This window comes from Chthoniobacterales bacterium (assembly GCA_018883245.1).
In the GTDB taxonomy this organism is placed as follows: domain Bacteria; phylum Verrucomicrobiota; class Verrucomicrobiia; order Chthoniobacterales; family JACTMZ01; genus JACTMZ01.
The window spans coordinates 1-16900 of record VEQL01000020.1 but is presented as its reverse complement, the minus strand read 5'-3'; the positions used below and the strand labels follow the sequence as shown (position 1 = coordinate 16900).

The 16900-nt window shown below is 60.2% G+C and carries 16 protein-coding genes; 8 read left to right on the top strand and 8 right to left on the bottom strand.

Going from position 1 to position 16900, the window contains the following annotated elements; all coding sequences use genetic code 11:
- Nucleotides 1-64: 64 nt before the first annotated feature.
- From FGM15_08180 to FGM15_08155, 6 genes are all read right to left on the bottom strand, one after another.
- Nucleotides 65-2200, bottom strand: coding sequence for a polyribonucleotide nucleotidyltransferase (locus tag FGM15_08180; GenBank protein MBU3665835.1), 2136 nt, complete (start codon nt 2198-2200; stop codon nt 65-67).
- Between the two features lie 166 nt (nt 2201-2366).
- Nucleotides 2367-2618, bottom strand: a complete 252-nt coding sequence (rpsO, locus tag FGM15_08175; protein ID MBU3665834.1) for a 30S ribosomal protein S15 — start codon at nt 2616-2618, stop codon at nt 2367-2369.
- A gap of 114 nt (nt 2619-2732) precedes the next feature.
- Nucleotides 2733-3275, bottom strand: a complete 543-nt coding sequence (locus tag FGM15_08170) for a hypothetical protein (GenBank protein MBU3665833.1) — start codon at nt 3273-3275, stop codon at nt 2733-2735.
- Nucleotides 3269-4744, bottom strand: coding sequence for a hypothetical protein (locus FGM15_08165; GenBank protein ID MBU3665832.1), 1476 nt, complete (start codon nt 4742-4744; stop codon nt 3269-3271). Before FGM15_08165 ends, FGM15_08170 begins: the two co-directional genes overlap by 7 nt.
- A 226-nt stretch (nt 4745-4970) precedes the next feature.
- Complete coding sequence (locus tag FGM15_08160) at nt 4971-6641, bottom strand: VWA domain-containing protein (GenBank protein MBU3665831.1); 1671 nt, start codon at nt 6639-6641, stop codon at nt 4971-4973.
- A gap of 512 nt (nt 6642-7153) precedes the next feature.
- A complete protein-coding gene (locus FGM15_08155; GenBank protein MBU3665830.1) occupies nt 7154-7669 on the bottom strand; it encodes a sigma-70 family RNA polymerase sigma factor in 516 nt (171 codons plus the stop codon).
- A gap of 133 nt (nt 7670-7802) precedes the next feature.
- Between FGM15_08155 and FGM15_08150 the strand changes: the two genes are divergently transcribed.
- From FGM15_08150 to FGM15_08120, 7 genes are all read left to right on the top strand, one after another.
- Nucleotides 7803-8021 (top strand): hypothetical protein, encoded by a 219-nt coding sequence (locus tag FGM15_08150; protein ID MBU3665829.1) that lies wholly within the window; start codon nt 7803-7805, stop codon nt 8019-8021.
- The gene (locus FGM15_08145) at nt 7985-8503 is read left to right on the top strand and encodes a hypothetical protein (protein ID MBU3665828.1); all 519 of its coding nucleotides are present in this window, start codon (nt 7985-7987) and stop codon (nt 8501-8503) included. The genes FGM15_08150 and FGM15_08145 overlap by 37 nt, the downstream gene beginning before the upstream one ends.
- Before the next feature lie 15 nt (nt 8504-8518).
- Nucleotides 8519-9316, top strand: coding sequence for a BtpA/SgcQ family protein (locus tag FGM15_08140; protein MBU3665827.1), 798 nt, complete (start codon nt 8519-8521; stop codon nt 9314-9316).
- Between the two features lie 7 nt (nt 9317-9323).
- Nucleotides 9324-10403 (top strand): tRNA 2-thiouridine(34) synthase MnmA, encoded by a 1080-nt coding sequence (mnmA, locus tag FGM15_08135; GenBank protein MBU3665826.1) that lies wholly within the window; start codon nt 9324-9326, stop codon nt 10401-10403.
- 69 nt (nt 10404-10472) lie between these two features.
- A complete protein-coding gene (locus FGM15_08130) occupies nt 10473-11861 on the top strand; it encodes an arylsulfatase (GenBank protein ID MBU3665825.1) in 1389 nt (462 codons plus the stop codon).
- A complete protein-coding gene (locus FGM15_08125; protein ID MBU3665824.1) occupies nt 11854-13743 on the top strand; it encodes a DUF4976 domain-containing protein in 1890 nt (629 codons plus the stop codon). The genes FGM15_08130 and FGM15_08125 overlap by 8 nt, the downstream gene beginning before the upstream one ends.
- Nucleotides 13740-14750: a YHYH protein gene (locus FGM15_08120; GenBank protein ID MBU3665823.1), complete on the top strand. Its 1011-nt coding sequence runs from the start codon at nt 13740-13742 to the stop codon at nt 14748-14750. The genes FGM15_08125 and FGM15_08120 overlap by 4 nt, the downstream gene beginning before the upstream one ends.
- A gap of 74 nt (nt 14751-14824) precedes the next feature.
- Here the strand turns inward: FGM15_08120 and FGM15_08115 are convergent, their stop codons facing one another.
- A complete protein-coding gene (locus FGM15_08115) occupies nt 14825-15046 on the bottom strand; it encodes a DUF2892 domain-containing protein (GenBank protein MBU3665822.1) in 222 nt (73 codons plus the stop codon).
- 79 nt (nt 15047-15125) lie between these two features.
- Here FGM15_08115 and FGM15_08110 point away from each other — a divergent pair, with 79 nt between their 5' ends.
- Nucleotides 15126-16670, top strand: a complete 1545-nt coding sequence (locus FGM15_08110; protein MBU3665821.1) for a 2-isopropylmalate synthase — start codon at nt 15126-15128, stop codon at nt 16668-16670.
- On the opposite strand, the gene FGM15_08105 is transcribed toward FGM15_08110, so the two are convergent.
- On the bottom strand, nt 16667-16900 hold a 234-nt coding region (locus FGM15_08105; protein MBU3665820.1), incomplete at its 5' end, for a hypothetical protein. The two genes, FGM15_08110 and FGM15_08105, sit on opposite strands and share 4 nt — an antisense overlap.

Here is a 16900-nt window from a genome sequence, read left to right as displayed (position 1 = left end):
CTTGCGGAACGCCCTTGGTGAATTGAACCGCGAGCGCCGTGGGCGGCGCCGCTGCAAACGGGAATTACGCGTCGGCCGGCACTGCGCCGTTGTCGCGATCTTTCATCGCCGCTTTGCGGCTGAGTTTGACTTTGCCGCGGTCGTCCACGCCGATGCATTTGACCCAGATCGAGTCGCCGACTTTGACGACGTCCTCGACTTTGTTCACGCGGAAGTCGGCCAATTCGGAGATATGAACGAGGCCGTCCTTGCCGGGCAGGACCTCGACGAAGCAGCCGAAGTCTTTGATCGTGACGACCGTGCCCTGGTAGGTCTCGCCGACTTCGATTTCCTTGGTCATGCCGGAGATGATTTCCTTGGCGCGGCGCAGGCTGTCGCCATTGCTCGAGTAAATGTGGACCGAACCGTCGTCCTCGATGTTGATCTCGGCGCCGGTCTCCGCAACGATTCCCTTGATCGTCTTGCCGCCGGGACCGATGAGAAGACCGATCTTGTCGACGGGGATCTTGAGCGTTTCGATGCGCGGGGCATACGGGCTCATTTCGGTGCGATGCGAAGCGAGCGACGCGTTCATGACCTGCAGGATTTTGCCGCGGGCTTCGGTGGCTTCGTCGATCGCCTTCTTGAGGATATCGAGGCTGAGGCCCGGAAGTTTGAGGTCGAGTTGGAAGCCGGTGACGCCTTTTTCCGTGCCGCAGAGTTTGAAGTCCATGTCGCCGAAGTGGTCCTCGGAGCCGAGGATGTCGGTGAGCGTGGTGTGGCGCTTCATCGCGCCGCTGTCATCGAACTCGGTCACGAGGCCGACGGAAATGCCGGCCACGGGTCGCTTGATCGGCACGCCGGCGTCCATGAGTGCGAGCACGCCGGAGCAAACGCTGGCCATGGATGTCGAGCCGTTGGACTCCATCACTTCGCTGGTCACGCGGATGGCGTAGGGGAATTCGTTTTCCGGCGGAATGACCGGCAGGACGGAACGCTCGGCGAGCGCGCCGTGTCCGATTTCGCGGCGGTTCATGCCGCCGAAGCGTCCCGTTTCACCCACGCTGAACGGCGGGAAGTTGTAGTGCAGGATGAAGCGCTTGATCGCGTCGCCTCCGGTGTAGTTGTCGAGATTCTGCGCTTCGTCGGCCGGCGCGAGGGTCGCCAGGGCCATGGCCTGCGTCTCGCCGCGGGCGAAGAGCGCGGAGCCGTGGGCGCGCGGGAGCATCCCGACTTCGGCCGTGAGTGGACGGAGGTCGTGCAATCCGCGTCCGTCGCAGCGCTGTTTGCGGTCGAGGATGCTGATGCGGAAGGCTTTCTTCTGCAGGTAATCGAAGGCCTGCCCGATGGCGAACGGCGTGGCTTCGGGGAATTTTTCTTTGATCGCGGCCTCGACTTCCTTGCGCAGGGCATCGACGGCTTTGGCGCGATTGACTTTGCCGCTGGTGTAAAGAGCGGCCTCGATGCGGTCGCCTGCCACGCTGTAGGCGATTTCGAGCAACGCATCATCGACCTTGAGCGGCGCGTAGTCGCGCTTGGGCTTGCCGCCTTTTTGCGCGAGTTCGCGCTGCATGGCGATGAGCTTTTTGACGGGCTCCTGTGCAAAATCGAGGGCCGCTTTGAAGTCGGCCTCGGGCAATTCGTCGCAGGCGCCTTCGATCATGATGACTTCGTTTTCCTTGCCGACATAGACAAGGTCGAGGTCGCTCTGCTCGCGCTGCGCGTGCGTCGGGTTGATGACGAACTGGCCGTTGACGCGTCCGATGCGCACCGCGCCGATCGGGCCGTTGAACGGAATGTCGGAAACGGTGAGCGCGGCGGATGCGCCGTTGATGCTCAGGATGTCCGCGTCATTCTCGCCGTCCGCGCTGAGCAGAAGGCTGATGATCTGCGTTTCGAAGAAATAATCCTTCGGGAACAACGGGCGCAGCGGACGGTCGGTCATGCGCGCGGTGAGGGTTTCTTTTTCGGTCGGACGTCCCTCGCGTTTGAAGTATCCGCCGGGGAATTTGCCCGCTGCCGCGGCCTTTTCCTTGTAATCGACGGTGAGCGGGAAGAAGTCCTGCCCCTCGCGGAGTTTGGTCGCGGAGACTGCGCTGGCGAGGATGATGGTCTCGCCGGTGCGGACCATGACGGCCCCGTCGGCGAGTTTGGCGATTTTGCCGGTTTCGAACGTTATCTCATTCTGGCCGATTTGGCCCGAGACGATGGTATGTGACATATGGTGTGTTACGGGTTGTTGGTTGGTCGAACCGCCTGCCCCGCATCATCCCAAAGCACAGGATACAAGGCTCCGGACATGGAGGCCTGGATCCCAGGCTGCGGCATGATGGGCGGGGTCGGACGTTTCTTTTGGTTCATGCAGATAACCGGCGCGAAGGCGCCGGCTATTTGCGAAGATTGAGGCTGTCGATGAGCTTGGCGTAGCGCTCGCTGGCCGTGTCCTTCAGATAATCCAGAAGGCTGCGGCGGCGGGCCACCATTTTCAGAAGTCCGCGACGCGAGGAATGGTCCTTGGCGTGCCCCTTCAGATGCTCGGTCAAAAGATTGATGCGCTCGGTCAGACGCGCGATCTGCACATCCGCGCTTCCGGTGTCTTTGTCATGCAGCGCCACGCTGCTTGCTGCTGTCTTGGTCATATCAGGAACGGAGGAGCATAGCCGAAAGCGCCCGCAGGGCAAGGGGGAAGTTGGCGGATCGCATCACACATGCAGGAGGTGGTCAAATAAGGTTTCTACATGGGTAGGAGCAATTCACTTTCGGGCAAGAGTTGCTTTTGTGGCTTTTTGGTTGGGTTGCACCCGTAACCGCGCCAAGTAGCAACTGCTCCTTGACGGTCGGTCGAAGAGGGAGGGGTCGATAGTCGCATCGAACAGTGCGGAGCAAAATGTTGCGCCGATTCCTTTGGTGACAAAGCGCACTTTGGTGTGTAGCGGTCCTTGAGGCAGCGGAACAATGAATTGCCAGATTTCGCCTTGATGGAGCGATGCGGGCTTCGATGTTGCCAATGGGGCTTCAAGGGTGGCGACCGTGTGCCATTGTCCGTCCGCAGCCAGTGCCTCGCATACCAGACTCAAACCATGCGCACTTCTCGGAAATTGCACAGTTCTGCCGGTTTCGTTTGCTAGGAAGACGTGACCGAATCGTAATTGTTCCGAGCTTTGGTCTGCTACGTTTTGGGGACGATCGGCATCCGTTTTGATGCCGGTTGCCTCCGATGCTGCGGCCGCCCCCATCAGGACAGTGGAAACGGCCAAGCTGCAGAGGGCGGTGCGAATGCAGGGTTTAATTACCATGTGTAAACCACCGTGTAGTTCAACTTCCTCTCGCCTTCTGCTGGAACATCCACGCGGAATTGGATTTGCCCCGGGTCGATCTTGATGAAATCGGCGTTCTTCTGCGTGATGTCCCAGTTGTGCCAACGGTAGAGGTGCTCAACCACGCGCACATTGACCGGTTCCTTTTTGTGGTTATGCAGCACAATCTCGAAACTCTCGCTGATATGGTGGTTGGCACTATCCACGTTGAAGTCCGTGCGCTTCCGCTCGCCCGTTATGTCAAAAGCCTCGCCTGTATAAACTTTGACCAGTTCGTCCTTCGGGGTGTGGCCTATGAGATTTTCGCCGGTGAATTCGAGGTTGCTGCCGTCGGCCCGGTAGAAGCGGATTTTTCCCCGGGGTAACGGGACCCCGAGGTTGTTTTTCTGCGAGTTCATGAACTCGCGCAAGACCTTGACGGTCGTGGAACTTTGAACGCCCAGTTCATCGTTGTCGCTCAGGTTTGCGCTGCCGTGTCCTCTGTAGCGGTCCCAATCGGTCATCACGCCGTCATAGATGTAGACCGTCTCGGTTTGGACGCCCGTGGCCCGGACAAATTCCACTTGCTTTGTTTCCATGTTCCTCAACGTCACGGGCCGCTCGAGCGTATAGAGATGGTATTCGTCGAATGTCTTTTCCTTCACATATTGCGGATCCTGCATGGCCATCTGCATTGCCATCATGCGAGGTCGGTTCCATTCGCGCGTGTCATACTGAGGCCCGACGCGGTTCACATCGCCGGCGAGAAGTTTGATGCTGGCATCGGCGAAATCGCGACCGCAGTTGTTCTGCATGGTCACCCAGCCGATCACATCAACCACATTGCCTTTTTCCGGCGCAACGATGTTGTAGCTCGCTTCCCAAGCCAGACCACCTGTGACATAGCCAAGCTCGGCCTCGAGCTGCTGCGGCTTTGTTGCCTCGATCTGCCAAGCCAGCTTTGGCTTCAAGATCGTGTCGTCGCCCAACGAAGGGAAAACAGGCTCCCCCGGGAGACTGAACCTGACCTTGCCATCCACCTCGACAATCGGCTGGCTCGGGCCTACCGGCGCGATTGTGTCGCCACGGTAAGAGTAACTCGCACCCTCACCGGACCCCGATCGGATTACCTTCCCCCGAACCACGCGATCGGGTTTTTCGTTTTCGCGGACAATGAAGTCCAATTCCTGCCCCTCGAACAATGAAAGCAGCAGTCTCTGGGTGACAGGATCATTCCGGTAGTTTTGCTCCAGAATGTTCAGCGGCGTGCCGGCCTTCCCCCGCAGGATCACGGAATCGGGTTCGAGCAGAAGGGTGGCTCCGTCATAAACGATGCTGTTTGTGCCCTTCTTCAAGTCCAGTGCCACCGAGTCCCGCACGGCGGCGAAGCCTTGGTTGTATATGGTCAATCCCGGATTCGCCCACAGGGCGGCCGGGCACAGAAACAGCAAAGCGAGATTTTTTTTCATGGGTTGGTTGTTTTGATGAAAGCGGTTCTTTCCGCCTTCCAAGAGAACAACGCCCGGCTGCCCTTTTTCTTAGGACGAATCTTTTGGTCCCGAGGATTTCACCCGTGCAACGTCATCCACTTGCGAAACGCACCATAGATTGACGTCGTTGTGTGAAAGCTTATTCGGGATGGCCATCCGAAGCGGCCTCAACGCGGGCACGCAACAAGGAGAGGCTCGCTTGCGTCTATTCCTTGTTCGAAGTCGCTGGGGAGAGTTTCTTCGCGCTTTCCACGAGTGTTAGGAACTCGGCGCGATAGCTGCCGGGGTCGTCACCGAGCGCGCCGCGCGCAATTTTCAGGATCTCGTCCCATGTGATGGTTCCTGCATCGGGCGAGCCGCGCAGCTTCATGCCAAAGGCGGCCACGGCGGCGGCGAAGCGGAAATCTGTTGAGGCTTGGTCGAAGGCTCTCACTTGTTCGGGTGCAGGTAGCGGCACTGCGATGAGTTGGCTCTTGTCGCCATCCGGTTGCTTGTAGCGGAGTTTGACCGTGAGGAGTTCGCCGGAGTCCGGCACGTCGGACGCGACAGGCTCGGGCTTTTGGTATTTGAGCGGATCGACCGATGGGTCGCCGGGGATTTTCTGGCCCGCGGGGATGATTTCGTAGAGTGCGGTCACCGTGTGTCCCGCGCCGATTTCGCCCGCGTCTTTCTTGTCGTCGTTAAAATCCTCCTTCGCGAGCAGCCGGTTCTCGTAGCCGATGAGACGGTATCCCGCCACGCGCGCCGGATTGAACTCCACCTGGATCTTCACGTCTTTCGCGATGGTGAAAAGTGTCGAGCCCATCTGCTCCACGAGCACCTTGCGGCCCTCGTTGATCGAGTCGATGTAGGCGTAGTTGCCGTTGCCTTTGTCCGCGAGCAACTCCATGGTCGAGTCTTTCACATTGCCCGTGCCGAACCCGAGCACGGACAGAAACACGCCCGACGCACGCTCGCGTTCGATGAGCTTTTGCAGTTCGCTCTGGTCGGTCACACCCACATTGAAATCGCCGTCGGTGCAAAGGATGACGCGGTTTGTTCCCTCCTTGAGGAAGTTTTTGCGCGCTGTCTCGTAGGCAAGTTTGATGCCCTCGCTCCCGTGCGTGCTGCCGCCGGCGCTGAGGTTGTCGAGCACAGCGAGGATATCGTGCTTCTTCGTGCCCGGGGTCGAGGGCAATACGAGCCCGGATGACCCCGCATAGACGACGATTGCCACGCGGTCGTTGTCGGCCAGATTTTCAACGAGTGCGCGCAGGCTGCGCTGCAGGAGCGGGAGCTTGTTCGCTTCGTCCATCGATCCCGACACGTCCACGAGGAAAACGAGGTTCGCAGGAACGCGTTCGCTGGGCGGCAGTGCTTTGCCTTTGATTCCGATGCGCACCAGTTCGCGCTTTGTGTCCCACGGCGCCGTCGCTAATTCGAGGTTCACGGAGAACGGCGCGCTGTCCGTGGGTTGCGGATAGTTGTAGGTGAAGTAGTTGATTAACTCCTCGGTGCGGATTGCGCCGGCAGGGGGAGTTGCACCTTCACGCAGGAAGCGGCGCACGTTCGAGTAGCTCGCGGTGTCCACGTCGATCGAGAAGGTCGAGAGCGGGTTCTGCTTTGCGTCGAGGAAGGCGTTTTCTTTGATTGCGTTGTAGCCCTCGGTGTTCCACTCGGCCGAGCGGTCGCGGACTTGCTCGACTTTGCTTTGCAGTGCCGCTTGCTGCGCTATCTCTGGCTTGAGGGCACGTTGCCTCATAACCCTCGGAGATGACGGATCGGCACCGGCAATTAGAGCGTCGCTTCTGGGGGAGGGAGCCTGTTGCGCTTCCTCACTTACAAAAGTGTCAGTGATGCAGATGTTGGTCACAGTAATGGTCATGTTAGTGAACATTTCCGATGCTGGGCTGACCACGACCCCGTTGGCTGCCAGTAGCTCGGCCTGCGCGACAAGACGCTCCGGCTGGGCATGTGCCATTTGGTCCACTGTGCCCCGCTCATCTTGGCCGGGGTAGTATGAGGCATTCGCCCACGGACCGGGACCAAAACTTCCTATCGGTATAAAAACGCCAAATTGCGCCAGCGCCAACAGAATGAGGAGAAACCCAACCGGAAGAGCCACGATTGCTGCAGCGGCGCCGAGTGTGAATCGAAAGATCTCGCGCACGATTTTCTTATGGCGTTGCCGTGCCTGCTGGTTTTGTTTGCAGCGTGCGATCAGGGTGGCTCGCTGGACGCTCTCCAATTCTTCCTGATTTCCGGGCAATTTCCCGAGGGACTCCGTGAGTTGCGTGACTGTGGCCAGTTCCTCTTGCATTTGCGCAGACTGGGCCAACTCGCGCTCGAATTGCTCGCGTTCGCGTCCCTCGAGCTCGCCGAGAGCATAGGCTGTGATGCGTGGATCGTTCATGATGCCGCTGTCTCCGTGGTTCCGCGGTTCCATTGGCGCCGAAGCGTCAGCATCGCCTCATGCAGTTGCACGCCAACGGTTGACACGCTGGTTTTGAGCGCCTCGGCCATTTCCCTGTAGCTGAGGCCCGCTTCGAATTTCAGTTTCACTAATTCCCTTTGTTGGAGCGGCAAGCCCGCCACCAACTCTCGCAGCCGGTTTCCTTCCTCGTTAGCGATGACCCGGATATCGGGAGCCGGATCATCACTAGCTTGGTCGTTGTCCTCGATAGGATCGGCACTGAACTTCAAAATCTTGCGCCGATGATCCAAAGCGCAGTTTCGGCAGACCAAGAAAAGCCACGGTCTCAAACGGGGTTCCAGCTTGGCCACATCCTGCCGGCTTAGTCGGAGGAAGGTTTCCTGCACCGCATCGCGCGCCGACTCCAGATCACCCGTGATCTCCTTCGCATAGCTGATCAGCGGCCGCTCGTAGCGGTCCAGCGCACCAGTGATGATTTCTTCCGGGGACATGCGGTTTCTGCCGAGTCAACGCTTCACGGCGGGATTTCTTAAGGAAAATTTTTTACTGGGTTCGGAACGTGTCACGTTTGAAGCGTTCATGAGGGTGGTTGTCACGCTGCATTCGCCAGTTTAATCTGAATCCATGGATCCAGTGGTGAACATCGACGAAAAAATCGGCAAGACCGTGGGCCGGCGGAAGATCAAGGATTCTCTGGTCTACGGGCTCGGCCTCCAGAAGTCGCTGGCCCGGATCCGCGAGGAGGCCGGGTTTCCCCGTTTTCCCAAGGGCGTTTTCAAATTCCGCTCCTTCGAAGAGGCCGATGCATGGATGATGCACTACATGACGAGGCCCCGGAGCTGATCCCGCGACCTCCGCAACAAGAGGACGTAGTCAGCCTCTGCCGCGAGCTAAACCGTTTGGGGGCCAAATATGTCGTGGTTGGTGGATTTGCTGTCATTGAGGCTGGTTATTCCCGCACTACCGGCGACATCGACTTGCTCGTTGACTCTGCTGCCGACAACGAAGTGAAAGTTTTTGAGGCGCTGGCCACGCTTCCGGATGGCGCGGTGCGGGAACTCGACGCAGGTGATGTCGAAAAGTTCACGGTGGTTCGTGTTGCCGATGAAGTTCTGGTCGATCTCATGGCCAAAGCCAGCGGCATCAGCTACGAGGAAGCGAAGGGTCACGTCCATGTGCGCGAACTCGATGGTGTGAAAATTCCCTTCGCCAACCCCGACCTCCTATGGCGCATGAAAAGTCGCTCGATGCGGCCCAAAGATCAGGGAGATTTGTATTTTCTGCGCGAATTGTTCGCGGCCGAGGGTCGAAACCCCCCAGAATAAAAAATCTTCACTCTTATGGCCTCCGTCACACTCCCGCCCAAAGCCCTCATTGGCATGGTCCATGTCGGGGCGTTGCCCGGCACACCGCGGGCGTCGCAAACGGTCGACGAACTGGTCCGCGCGGCGGTGCAGGAGACGTGGGCGCTGGCCGAGGGTGGTTGCGACGCCATCCTCGTTGAGAACATGCATGACCTTCCCTACCTGCTGCGCGAGGTCGGGCCGGAAGTCATCGCTTCCATGACCGCAGTTTGCCGTGCGATCCAAGACGCAATTGATCTGCCCTGTGGTGTGCAGATCTTGGCCGGCGCCAACGAGGAGGCGCTGGCTGTCGCTTTGGTCGCCGGGATGGATTTCATCCGCGCCGAGGGATTCGTCTTCGGCCACGTGGCCGACGAGGGGTGGATGGACGCCTGCGCGGGTCCGCTGCTGCGCTACCGCAAGCAAATCGGCGCCGAGCGCATCGCCATCTGGACTGATGTAAAGAAGAAGCATGCCTCGCACGCGATGACCGCCGATGTCAGCCTTGCTGAAACAGTGAAAGCCGCCGAATTTTTCGGAGCCGATGCGGTGGTCGTCACCGGTGCAGCCACGGGTCGCGAAACCTCGGAGGCAGATCTTTTGTCGGCGCACGGCGCGACCGAATTGCCGGTGATCGTGGGTTCCGGGGTGACCGCGGAAAACGCGGCCACAATGTTGCAACATGCCGACGCTGTTATCGTGGGTTCCGCATTGAAAAAGAGCGGTCACTGGTCGGGTCCGGTCGATCTCGATCGCGTTAAAGCCGTTGCCGCCGCGGTTCGTGCGGCGCGCTGATTCCGTCATGGCCCGGATTCTTGTCGCCATGTCGGGCGGGGTGGACAGCTCCGTGGCCGCGCTTTTGCTCAAGGAGCAGGGGCACGAGATCGAAGGCGCCTACATGAAGAATTGGATGGCCGAGTGGGATCCGCTCGGTCAGTGCCCGTGGGAGCAGGACGTGGCCGACGCGCGTGCCGTGGCGGAAAAACTCGGCATACCTTTCCGTGTGGTGAATCTCATCGGGGACTATCGCGAGCGCGTGGTTGACTATTTGCTCAAAGGCTACGCCGAGGGTGTGACACCGAATCCCGACGTATATTGCAACCGCGAAATAAAGTTCGGTGTTTTCCTCGATCTCGCGTTGCGCGAAGGGTTCGACGGCATCGGCACGGGGCATTACGCGCGCATCGCGGATGGTCCTGGCGATGCCCGGTGCATTTTTGAGGGACGTGATCCGGGCAAGGACCAATCCTATTTTCTTGCGATGTTGCGGCCGGAGCAAATCGCGCGCGCGTGGTTTCCCGTCGGCGAGTTGCTCAAAAGCGAAGTGCGTGCCAAGGCCGCCACTGCCGGTCTCGTCACGGCGTCCAAGAAGGACAGCCAGGGCATCTGCTTCATCGGCAAGGTGCGCATGCAGGACTTTTTGAAAGAATATCTTCCGGAAAAGCCCGGCCCGATCGTCGATCTCAGCGGCCAGGTCCTCGGCGAGCATCGCGGACTGCACAATTACACGCTCGGACAACGCCGCGGCATCCGCGTCGCCTCGGCCGAGCCCGAGACTGCTTATGTCGTAGTGGAGAAGCGCGTCGCGACCAACGAACTCGTCATCGGCTACGACCGTCCCGACACCGAGGGCCTTTATGCCACACGTGCGATCCTTACCAACTTGAGCGCGGCTGGACCGGAGCTTCCGGCGCAAGCCCGCATCGAAGCGCGCCCCCGCTACCGCGCCCCGCGTGCCGCCATTGATTTCAGTCGTCGCGGCGCCAACGCGGCGGAAGTTGTTTTTTCCGAACCCCAACGCGCTCTCGCGCCCGGCCAAATATGCGCGCTCTACGAAGGCCCGCGACTTTTGGGTGGTGCGGTGTTTGCCGAAATTGGTTGAAGACTCTTTCCGCTTCTCCCCGAGCATTTTGGCTCGCAACAAGTGGCGAGGCGCGGGGTTGAATATTTTGTGCCACGGGGAATTTTCATCGTATTCGTTTCGTTTCTTCTCTTTTTCTGCCGCGCGGCGATGGCTTCCGATTCGCCGGCCGCTCAGCGTCCGAACATCATCACGATCGCGGGTGACGACATCGGTTGGAACGACGTTGGATTCCACGGGTCTTCGATCAAGACCCCGAATATCGACAAGCTCGCCGCGGCCGGCGCACGGTTGGATCGATTTTATGTGAACCCGATTTGCAGTCTGACTCGGGCGTCGTTCCTCACGGGGCAGTTTTGTCCGCGCACAGGTGTCAACAACCGCTCGGGTTTGCCGCTCGATTACCGGATTTTTCCCGAGGATTTCCGCGCGGCCGGATACCAGACGTGGATGTGCGGCAAATGGCATCTCGGCGGATCCGACGACAACATGTTGATCGGACGCGAATATCATCCTGATTCGCGCGGCTTCGACCATTTCTACGGATTTCTCGCCGGTGCCGTGGATTATTTCGCCCATGTGAATCCCGCGAACGGCAAACCGGATTGGTGGCGCAATGGCCAAGCGGTCGTGGAAAAAGGATATTCCACCGAGCTGCTCGCCGATGAGGCGATTTCCCTCATCAAGAAGCGCGACCCGGACAAACCCTTCTTGCTGCATCTTGCTTTCAACGCGGCGCACGGCCCGCTGCAACCGCCCGCGACAGTTGCCGGGCGAGGCGGCGCTTATCATGCTGTGGTCGAAGCGATGGACCGCGCCATCGGGCGCGTGCTCGACACTTTGGACGAACAAAAGATTGCCGATTCGACGATCGTTCTCTTCTTCTGCGATAACGGCGCGCAGGAAGGCCGCGGGGGAAGCAATGCGCCCTTGCGCGGATTCAAAGGGGAGGCTTACGAGGGAGGCGTGCGTTCCGCGGCGGCCTTGCGCTACCCCCCGGCGATCCGCGCCGGCAGCGAATTCGCAGGATGGATGTGGGCCGGTGATGTCTGGCCGACATTGGCCGCGGCGGCGGGTATAAAACCGCAACCGGCCAAGGCGTTTGACGGGGTGAATATGTGGCCTGCCTTGATCGCCGCGGATGGAATGGCGGCTCGGGCCCCCTTCGCCGTCGGCAGCAAAAGTATGGCGTGGTTTGAACCGCCGTGGAAATTGATCGTGTCGCCCGACGGGCCAGCAGAGCTTTACAACCTCGCGGATGATCCGGGCGAAACCCGCAACTTGGCCATGCAGGATGCAGAGCGCGTGACACGGATGACTTCCGACCTCAAAAAAAATCTTGGTTCGTGGAGAATGAAAGGTGCGGGAGGCAAAGGCGGTCGAGGTCAAGGTGGAGAGGGCGGCCGCGGGCGAAGGCACGCGCCGCAGGAGGGCGCCGCGCCGGGGGCGGCACTCGATCGACCGTCCGCCGATGAGTAGCCGCTGCCATTCTCCTCTGTCGTTGCGTCGCATTGTCGCGCCGGTCGCGCTGATTTTTCTTCTCGCCTGCTCCTCGCGGGGTGCGACGGGGGAGCGCCCCAACTTCATCATCATCCTCGCCGATGACATGGGTTGGAACGACGCGCGTTTCTGCGGCAACACGAACGTCGATACGCCGCACCTTGATGCGCTCGCGCGCAGCGGTGCGGTATTCACGCAAGCATGCGCAAGCGCACCGACCTGCGCACCGACACGGGCTTCGCTGCTCACCGGCCAATACACGCCGCGGCACGGAGTTTACAATGTCGTCGATCCGCGCCATGCGCCGGGATCGCCGCATCACAAGATCCTCGCGACCGAGACGCGCCCCGATTTGCCGGACGGCACGGTGACCTTGGCCGAGGCGCTCAAATCGGCGGGCTACACCTCGGCCCTGTTCGGTATGTGGAACCTCGGACGCGGACGCAGCGGGCCTTCCGCTCCCACCGGTCAAGGATTCGATCTTTTCGTCGAGCCGACGGATCTGGGGTTCGCCAAAGAGGCCTATCATCGCGAAGACGGAGTTTACACCTCCGACGCGCTCACCGATGCGGCGCTCGATTGGATCAAGCGCGAGAAAGACCGTCCGTTTTTTCTTTATCTGGCCTTCCACGATGTGCACGGGCCGTTCGATCCGAAACCCGAATTGCTCGACAAATACCGCCAGCGTCGAAGCGTAGCGGAGCCTGACCTTTGCGCGACAGTCGAGGCTATGGATGCCAATATCGGCCGGCTGCTCGCTGGGCTTGAGCATTGGGGTTTGTCCGATCGCACGTATGTCATCTTCACCTCGGACAACGGAGGCGTGCGCCAAGCGGTTGCGCCATTGCGCGGAGGAAAGGGCACGCTCTACCAAGGCGGTTTGCGCGTTCCGGCCATCTTGAGCGGTCCGGGCATCGCCGCCGGACAAAAAATTGAAACACCGGTGCTCAGCATGGACTTTTTTCCGACCGTGCTGGAATGGGCCGGGCTCCGTGCCGACGCGTCGATGCCCGTCGATGGAAAGAGTCTGGTGCCGCTGCTTAGCGGCAAAGAAAAGAGCATCACGCGCGACCTGTTCTGGCACTTTCCTGTTTATTCGGGTCCGATAACTCCCTGCAGCGCGATTCGTTCCGGCGATTGGAAGCTTTTGGAATTTTTCGAGTCGGGACAGAGCGAGCTTTACGATCTTTCGCGTGATCCGGGCGAGTTGCAGAACCTCGCGGCTTCAGAACCCGGGCGCGCCAAGGAATTGCGAGACAAACTGCACGCATGGCAAAGTTCGCTCTGGGCACCGCGTCCGACCGAGCCCAACCCGGCTTACGATCCCGCGGCCCCCGCGCGCGGGGGAGGCAGACCGGAACGCGCCACATCTGCATCGCCCGTTCCGCCCTCCAATGGGTTGTTTGTCGTGAGCAGTCCCGATTTCGCCGACGGCGGCAAGTTGCCCGCCGAGTGCACCGGCGACGGCAGCGGTTTTTCGCCTCCGCTCGAATGGAGGGGTGCCCCGTCCGGCACGAAAAGCTTCGCCCTGATCATGGATCACCAGGCGCCCGACGCCGTGAAAAGTTATTGGAATATTTGGAACATTCCTCCGGATGTGACCTGCTTGGAGAAGAACGGCAAAGCACCCGGTATGGTTGGCATTGGATTCCGGGGGCGCCAAGGCTACGAGCCGCCGCACTCGAAGGGGCCCGGACCGAAAACTTATGTCATCACCGTCTACGCGCTTTCCTCCATGATCGGCATCGACAAACCTGCTCACGAAGTAACGAGGGAAGTTCTACTCGATGCGATGAAAGGACAAAGTTTGGGTAGCGCGACCCTGCGCGTGACCTACGAAAGACCCGCCTCCGCACTATGAGAACATCGCCAACAGCAAACCGCACGCCATTCGCCCCTGGCAGAGTCCTTGTTTGTTTCGTGCTGATATTTTCCACCGCGCGGGCGCATGATCCAAGTGCGTTCGTCACCGCGGGCGCACATGGCGAAGCAGGGCAAATCACGTCTGTTGCACCGCCCCAAGCCGCCTCGTTTGCGCCCTTCGCCCCCGCTGTCAAAGTGCGCTGGGACGACAAGTTCCTTTTCGTCGAGAGCGACGGACTTCCCGCACACGGCATGATGACAGGTATCACCGCGTGGCAACAACAAGTGCCGCTGCCGCAGGACTACACGGGTGCCAACGCCTGGCAGATCCCGCTCTCTCCCATTCCGGCCGCGACACCGATATCCGTCGAGAACCGTTTCCTGCGCGGAGCCATCGCACTCGCTGTCAACGGCGTGCCGATCTTCAACCCGCAGAACAACCGCGGTGAGCTCTCCTACGAGATCGGAGAACTCGACAAGTGGGGCGGGCATTGCGGCCGCGCCGACGATTACCACTACCACATCGCACCGCTTCATTTGCAGGAGATAGTCGGACGCGGCAAACCGATCGCCTTCGCGCTGGATGGTTATCCGATTTACGGACTGGCGGAACCGGATGGATCAACGCCTTCGGGCCTCGATTCTGCCGGCGGCCATTCGACCGTGGCTCTTGGCTACCACTACCACGCGTCGGAAAAATATCCCTACGTCATCGGTGCGTTCCACGGCGAGGTGAACGAGCGCGAGGGCCAGGTGGATCCGCAGCCGCGGGCCCGGCCCGTGCGTCCTGCGTTGCAACCCCTGCGCGGCGCGCGCATCACTAACTTCGTTCGCGAAGGCAACCGCAGTGAACTTACTTACGAAGAAAACGGCCCCGAGCGGAGGATCGTCTACACCGTGAACAAGGATGGAACAGTGACCTTCGAGTTTCCCGACGGACGCAAGGAAACATACAGCCGTCGCGAAGGTCCGGGAGATCGACTGCCGCGTCCACCCACCGAATGACGTGTAAGAATGCTGGCGTTCTCCTTGACGCTGTGCGCTAAGAGCGTTGCTAAGGTAACCCCCAAATTTTCGACTTAGCGTGTTCTGCCCGGGCGGATCATTCCGCTGTCATCGAGCCATCCGAGCTTTCTGAGCACAATGCTCGGGGGACAAAATCCGGTGAATACCGATTGAATGAGATTCAAACCCGCGAAGGCGGGTAAAAGCAGCCACCAAGGGTTGACGAAGGCGCCGAGGGCAGTTCCGGCCAGAACGACGGTGCCGGCCAGCAGACGGATGAGGTTTTCGATCTTCACCCGTTTACTTTAACGCGCAGGGTGCCGTCGGTGACAACAAGTTTCCCTCAGCGCGGTTTGCTGTTAATAATATGGGCCCATGTCCGACAAAGTCATTATCTTCGACACCACGCTGCGCGATGGGGAGCAATGCCCCGGCGCTTCGATGAATTTGCGCGAAAAGCTCGAGGTGGCCCGCCAGCTCGCCAGGCTCAACGTGGACGTGATCGAGGCCGGCTTCCCTGTGATCAGCGAGGGCGACTTCGAGGCCGTGCAGCGGATTGCCACGGAGGTGAAGGGGCCGGTGATCGCCGGCCTCGCGCGCTGCGTCACGAAAGACATCGAGGCGGCCGCTGCCGCGGTCAAACCCGCCGGCGAACGCGGACGCATCCATGTTTTTCTCGCCACCTCGAAAATCCACCGCGAACACAAGCTCAAGAAAGCGCACGAAGAAATCCTCCGTCTTGCCGCCGAGGGCGTGAAGCTGGCCAAGTCGCACAACAAGGATGTCGAGTTTTCGCCGGAAGATGCGTCGCGCACCGAGCCCGAGTTTCTCGCGCAGGTTGTCGAGACCGCCATCGCGGCGGGTGCCACGACGGTCAACATCCCCGACACCGTCGGGTTTGCCGTGCCGGAGCAGTTCGGAGCATTGATCAAGTATCTGAGGGACAATGTCCGCAACATCGACGATGCCATCATCAGCGTGCATTGCCACAATGACCTCGGTCTTGCCGTGGCCAACTCGCTGGCCGCCGTGCAAAACGGCGCGCGCCAGGTGGAAGGCACAATCAACGGCATCGGCGAACGCGCCGGCAATGTCGCCCTGGAAGAGGTGATCATGGCGCTCAAGACGCGGGCCGATGTCTTCGGCAAGTTGCGCACGGATGTGAACACGCGCGAGATTTTGAAAACGTCGCGCATCGTCAGCCGCATGAGCGGATTGCACGTGCAGCGCAGCAAAGCCATCGTGGGCGAGAACGCATTCGCGCACAGCTCCGGCATCCATCAGGACGGAATGCTCAAGATGCGCGAGACCTACGAGATCATGGACCCGGTCGAGGTGGGTTGGGGCGGCACGGAGTTGCCGCTGACCAAGCACAGCGGACGCCACGCCATGGCCGCGCGTCTCGAGCACCTCGGCTACAAATTGAGCGACGCCGAAATCGGTGCCGTCTTCACGCGTTTCAAGGACATCGGGGACAAAAAGAAATTCGTCTATGACGATGACCTTTCCGCCATCGTCGATGACTCCATGATGCCGCAGTCGGAGGGCTGGCAGCTGGAAAGCCTCGAGGTGTCGGTCGCGTCGGGCAAAAAGCCGCACGCCAAAGTTTCGCTCGTGCGGGGGGGGGCGCCCAAGCAGGCCGAGGCCGATGGCAATGGTGCAGTCGATGCCGCCATGCGCGCCATCGATGCCGTGGCCGGACGTTCCGGCAACCTTGTGGAATACAATGTGCAGGCTGTCACCCAAGGCCACGATGCGCTCGGAGAGGTGACGCTCAAGGTCGATTTCGGCGACGGACGGCTCATCACCGGCAAAGGCGCAAGCACCGATGTCGTCGAAGCCAGCGCCCGCGCTTACCTCAACGCGATTAACCGCACCTTTATCCGCCGCGAACTCGGCGAGCAGGCGGCAGGCGTTTAGTCGCGCGAGAAAATCAACGAGCGGAACGCCTGCGCTCCAGGTGCGCCTGGCGCGAAATCTTCGAGAGGTTTCATTTCGCCGGTTCTCCAGCGGAGTTCCCGCGCCCATTGCCGCAGATCGTCAAAATTCACGTCGGCAGTGATGTCCTGACGTCCGGGCAGGTCGAGGATTTCCGTGCCGCTTAAGCGCTGTTGTCCGCGGTAGGCGCGCAAAGTTCCGTGCGGACGGCG

Coding starts and splice junctions, on each gene's coding strand:
- FGM15_08125 (MBU3665824.1), top strand. CDS start 11,854: ATGAGTAGCCGCTGCCATTCTCCTCTGTCGTTGCGTCGCATTGTCGCG.
- mnmA (MBU3665826.1), top strand. CDS start 9,324: ATGGCCCGGATTCTTGTCGCCATGTCGGGCGGGGTGGACAGCTCCGTG.
- FGM15_08140 (MBU3665827.1), top strand. CDS start 8,519: ATGGCCTCCGTCACACTCCCGCCCAAAGCCCTCATTGGCATGGTCCAT.
- FGM15_08150 (MBU3665829.1), top strand. CDS start 7,803: ATGGATCCAGTGGTGAACATCGACGAAAAAATCGGCAAGACCGTGGGC.
- FGM15_08180 (MBU3665835.1), bottom strand. CDS start 2,200: ATGTCACATACCATCGTCTCGGGCCAAATCGGCCAGAATGAGATAACG.
- FGM15_08170 (MBU3665833.1), bottom strand. CDS start 3,275: ATGGTAATTAAACCCTGCATTCGCACCGCCCTCTGCAGCTTGGCCGTT.
- FGM15_08110 (MBU3665821.1), top strand. CDS start 15,126: ATGTCCGACAAAGTCATTATCTTCGACACCACGCTGCGCGATGGGGAG.
- FGM15_08120 (MBU3665823.1), top strand. CDS start 13,740: ATGAGAACATCGCCAACAGCAAACCGCACGCCATTCGCCCCTGGCAGA.
- FGM15_08160 (MBU3665831.1), bottom strand. CDS start 6,641: ATGTTCACTAACATGACCATTACTGTGACCAACATCTGCATCACTGAC.
- FGM15_08155 (MBU3665830.1), bottom strand. CDS start 7,669: ATGTCCCCGGAAGAAATCATCACTGGTGCGCTGGACCGCTACGAGCGG.
- rpsO (MBU3665834.1), bottom strand. CDS start 2,618: ATGACCAAGACAGCAGCAAGCAGCGTGGCGCTGCATGACAAAGACACC.
- FGM15_08145 (MBU3665828.1), top strand. CDS start 7,985: ATGGATGATGCACTACATGACGAGGCCCCGGAGCTGATCCCGCGACCT.
- FGM15_08165 (MBU3665832.1), bottom strand. CDS start 4,744: ATGAAAAAAAATCTCGCTTTGCTGTTTCTGTGCCCGGCCGCCCTGTGG.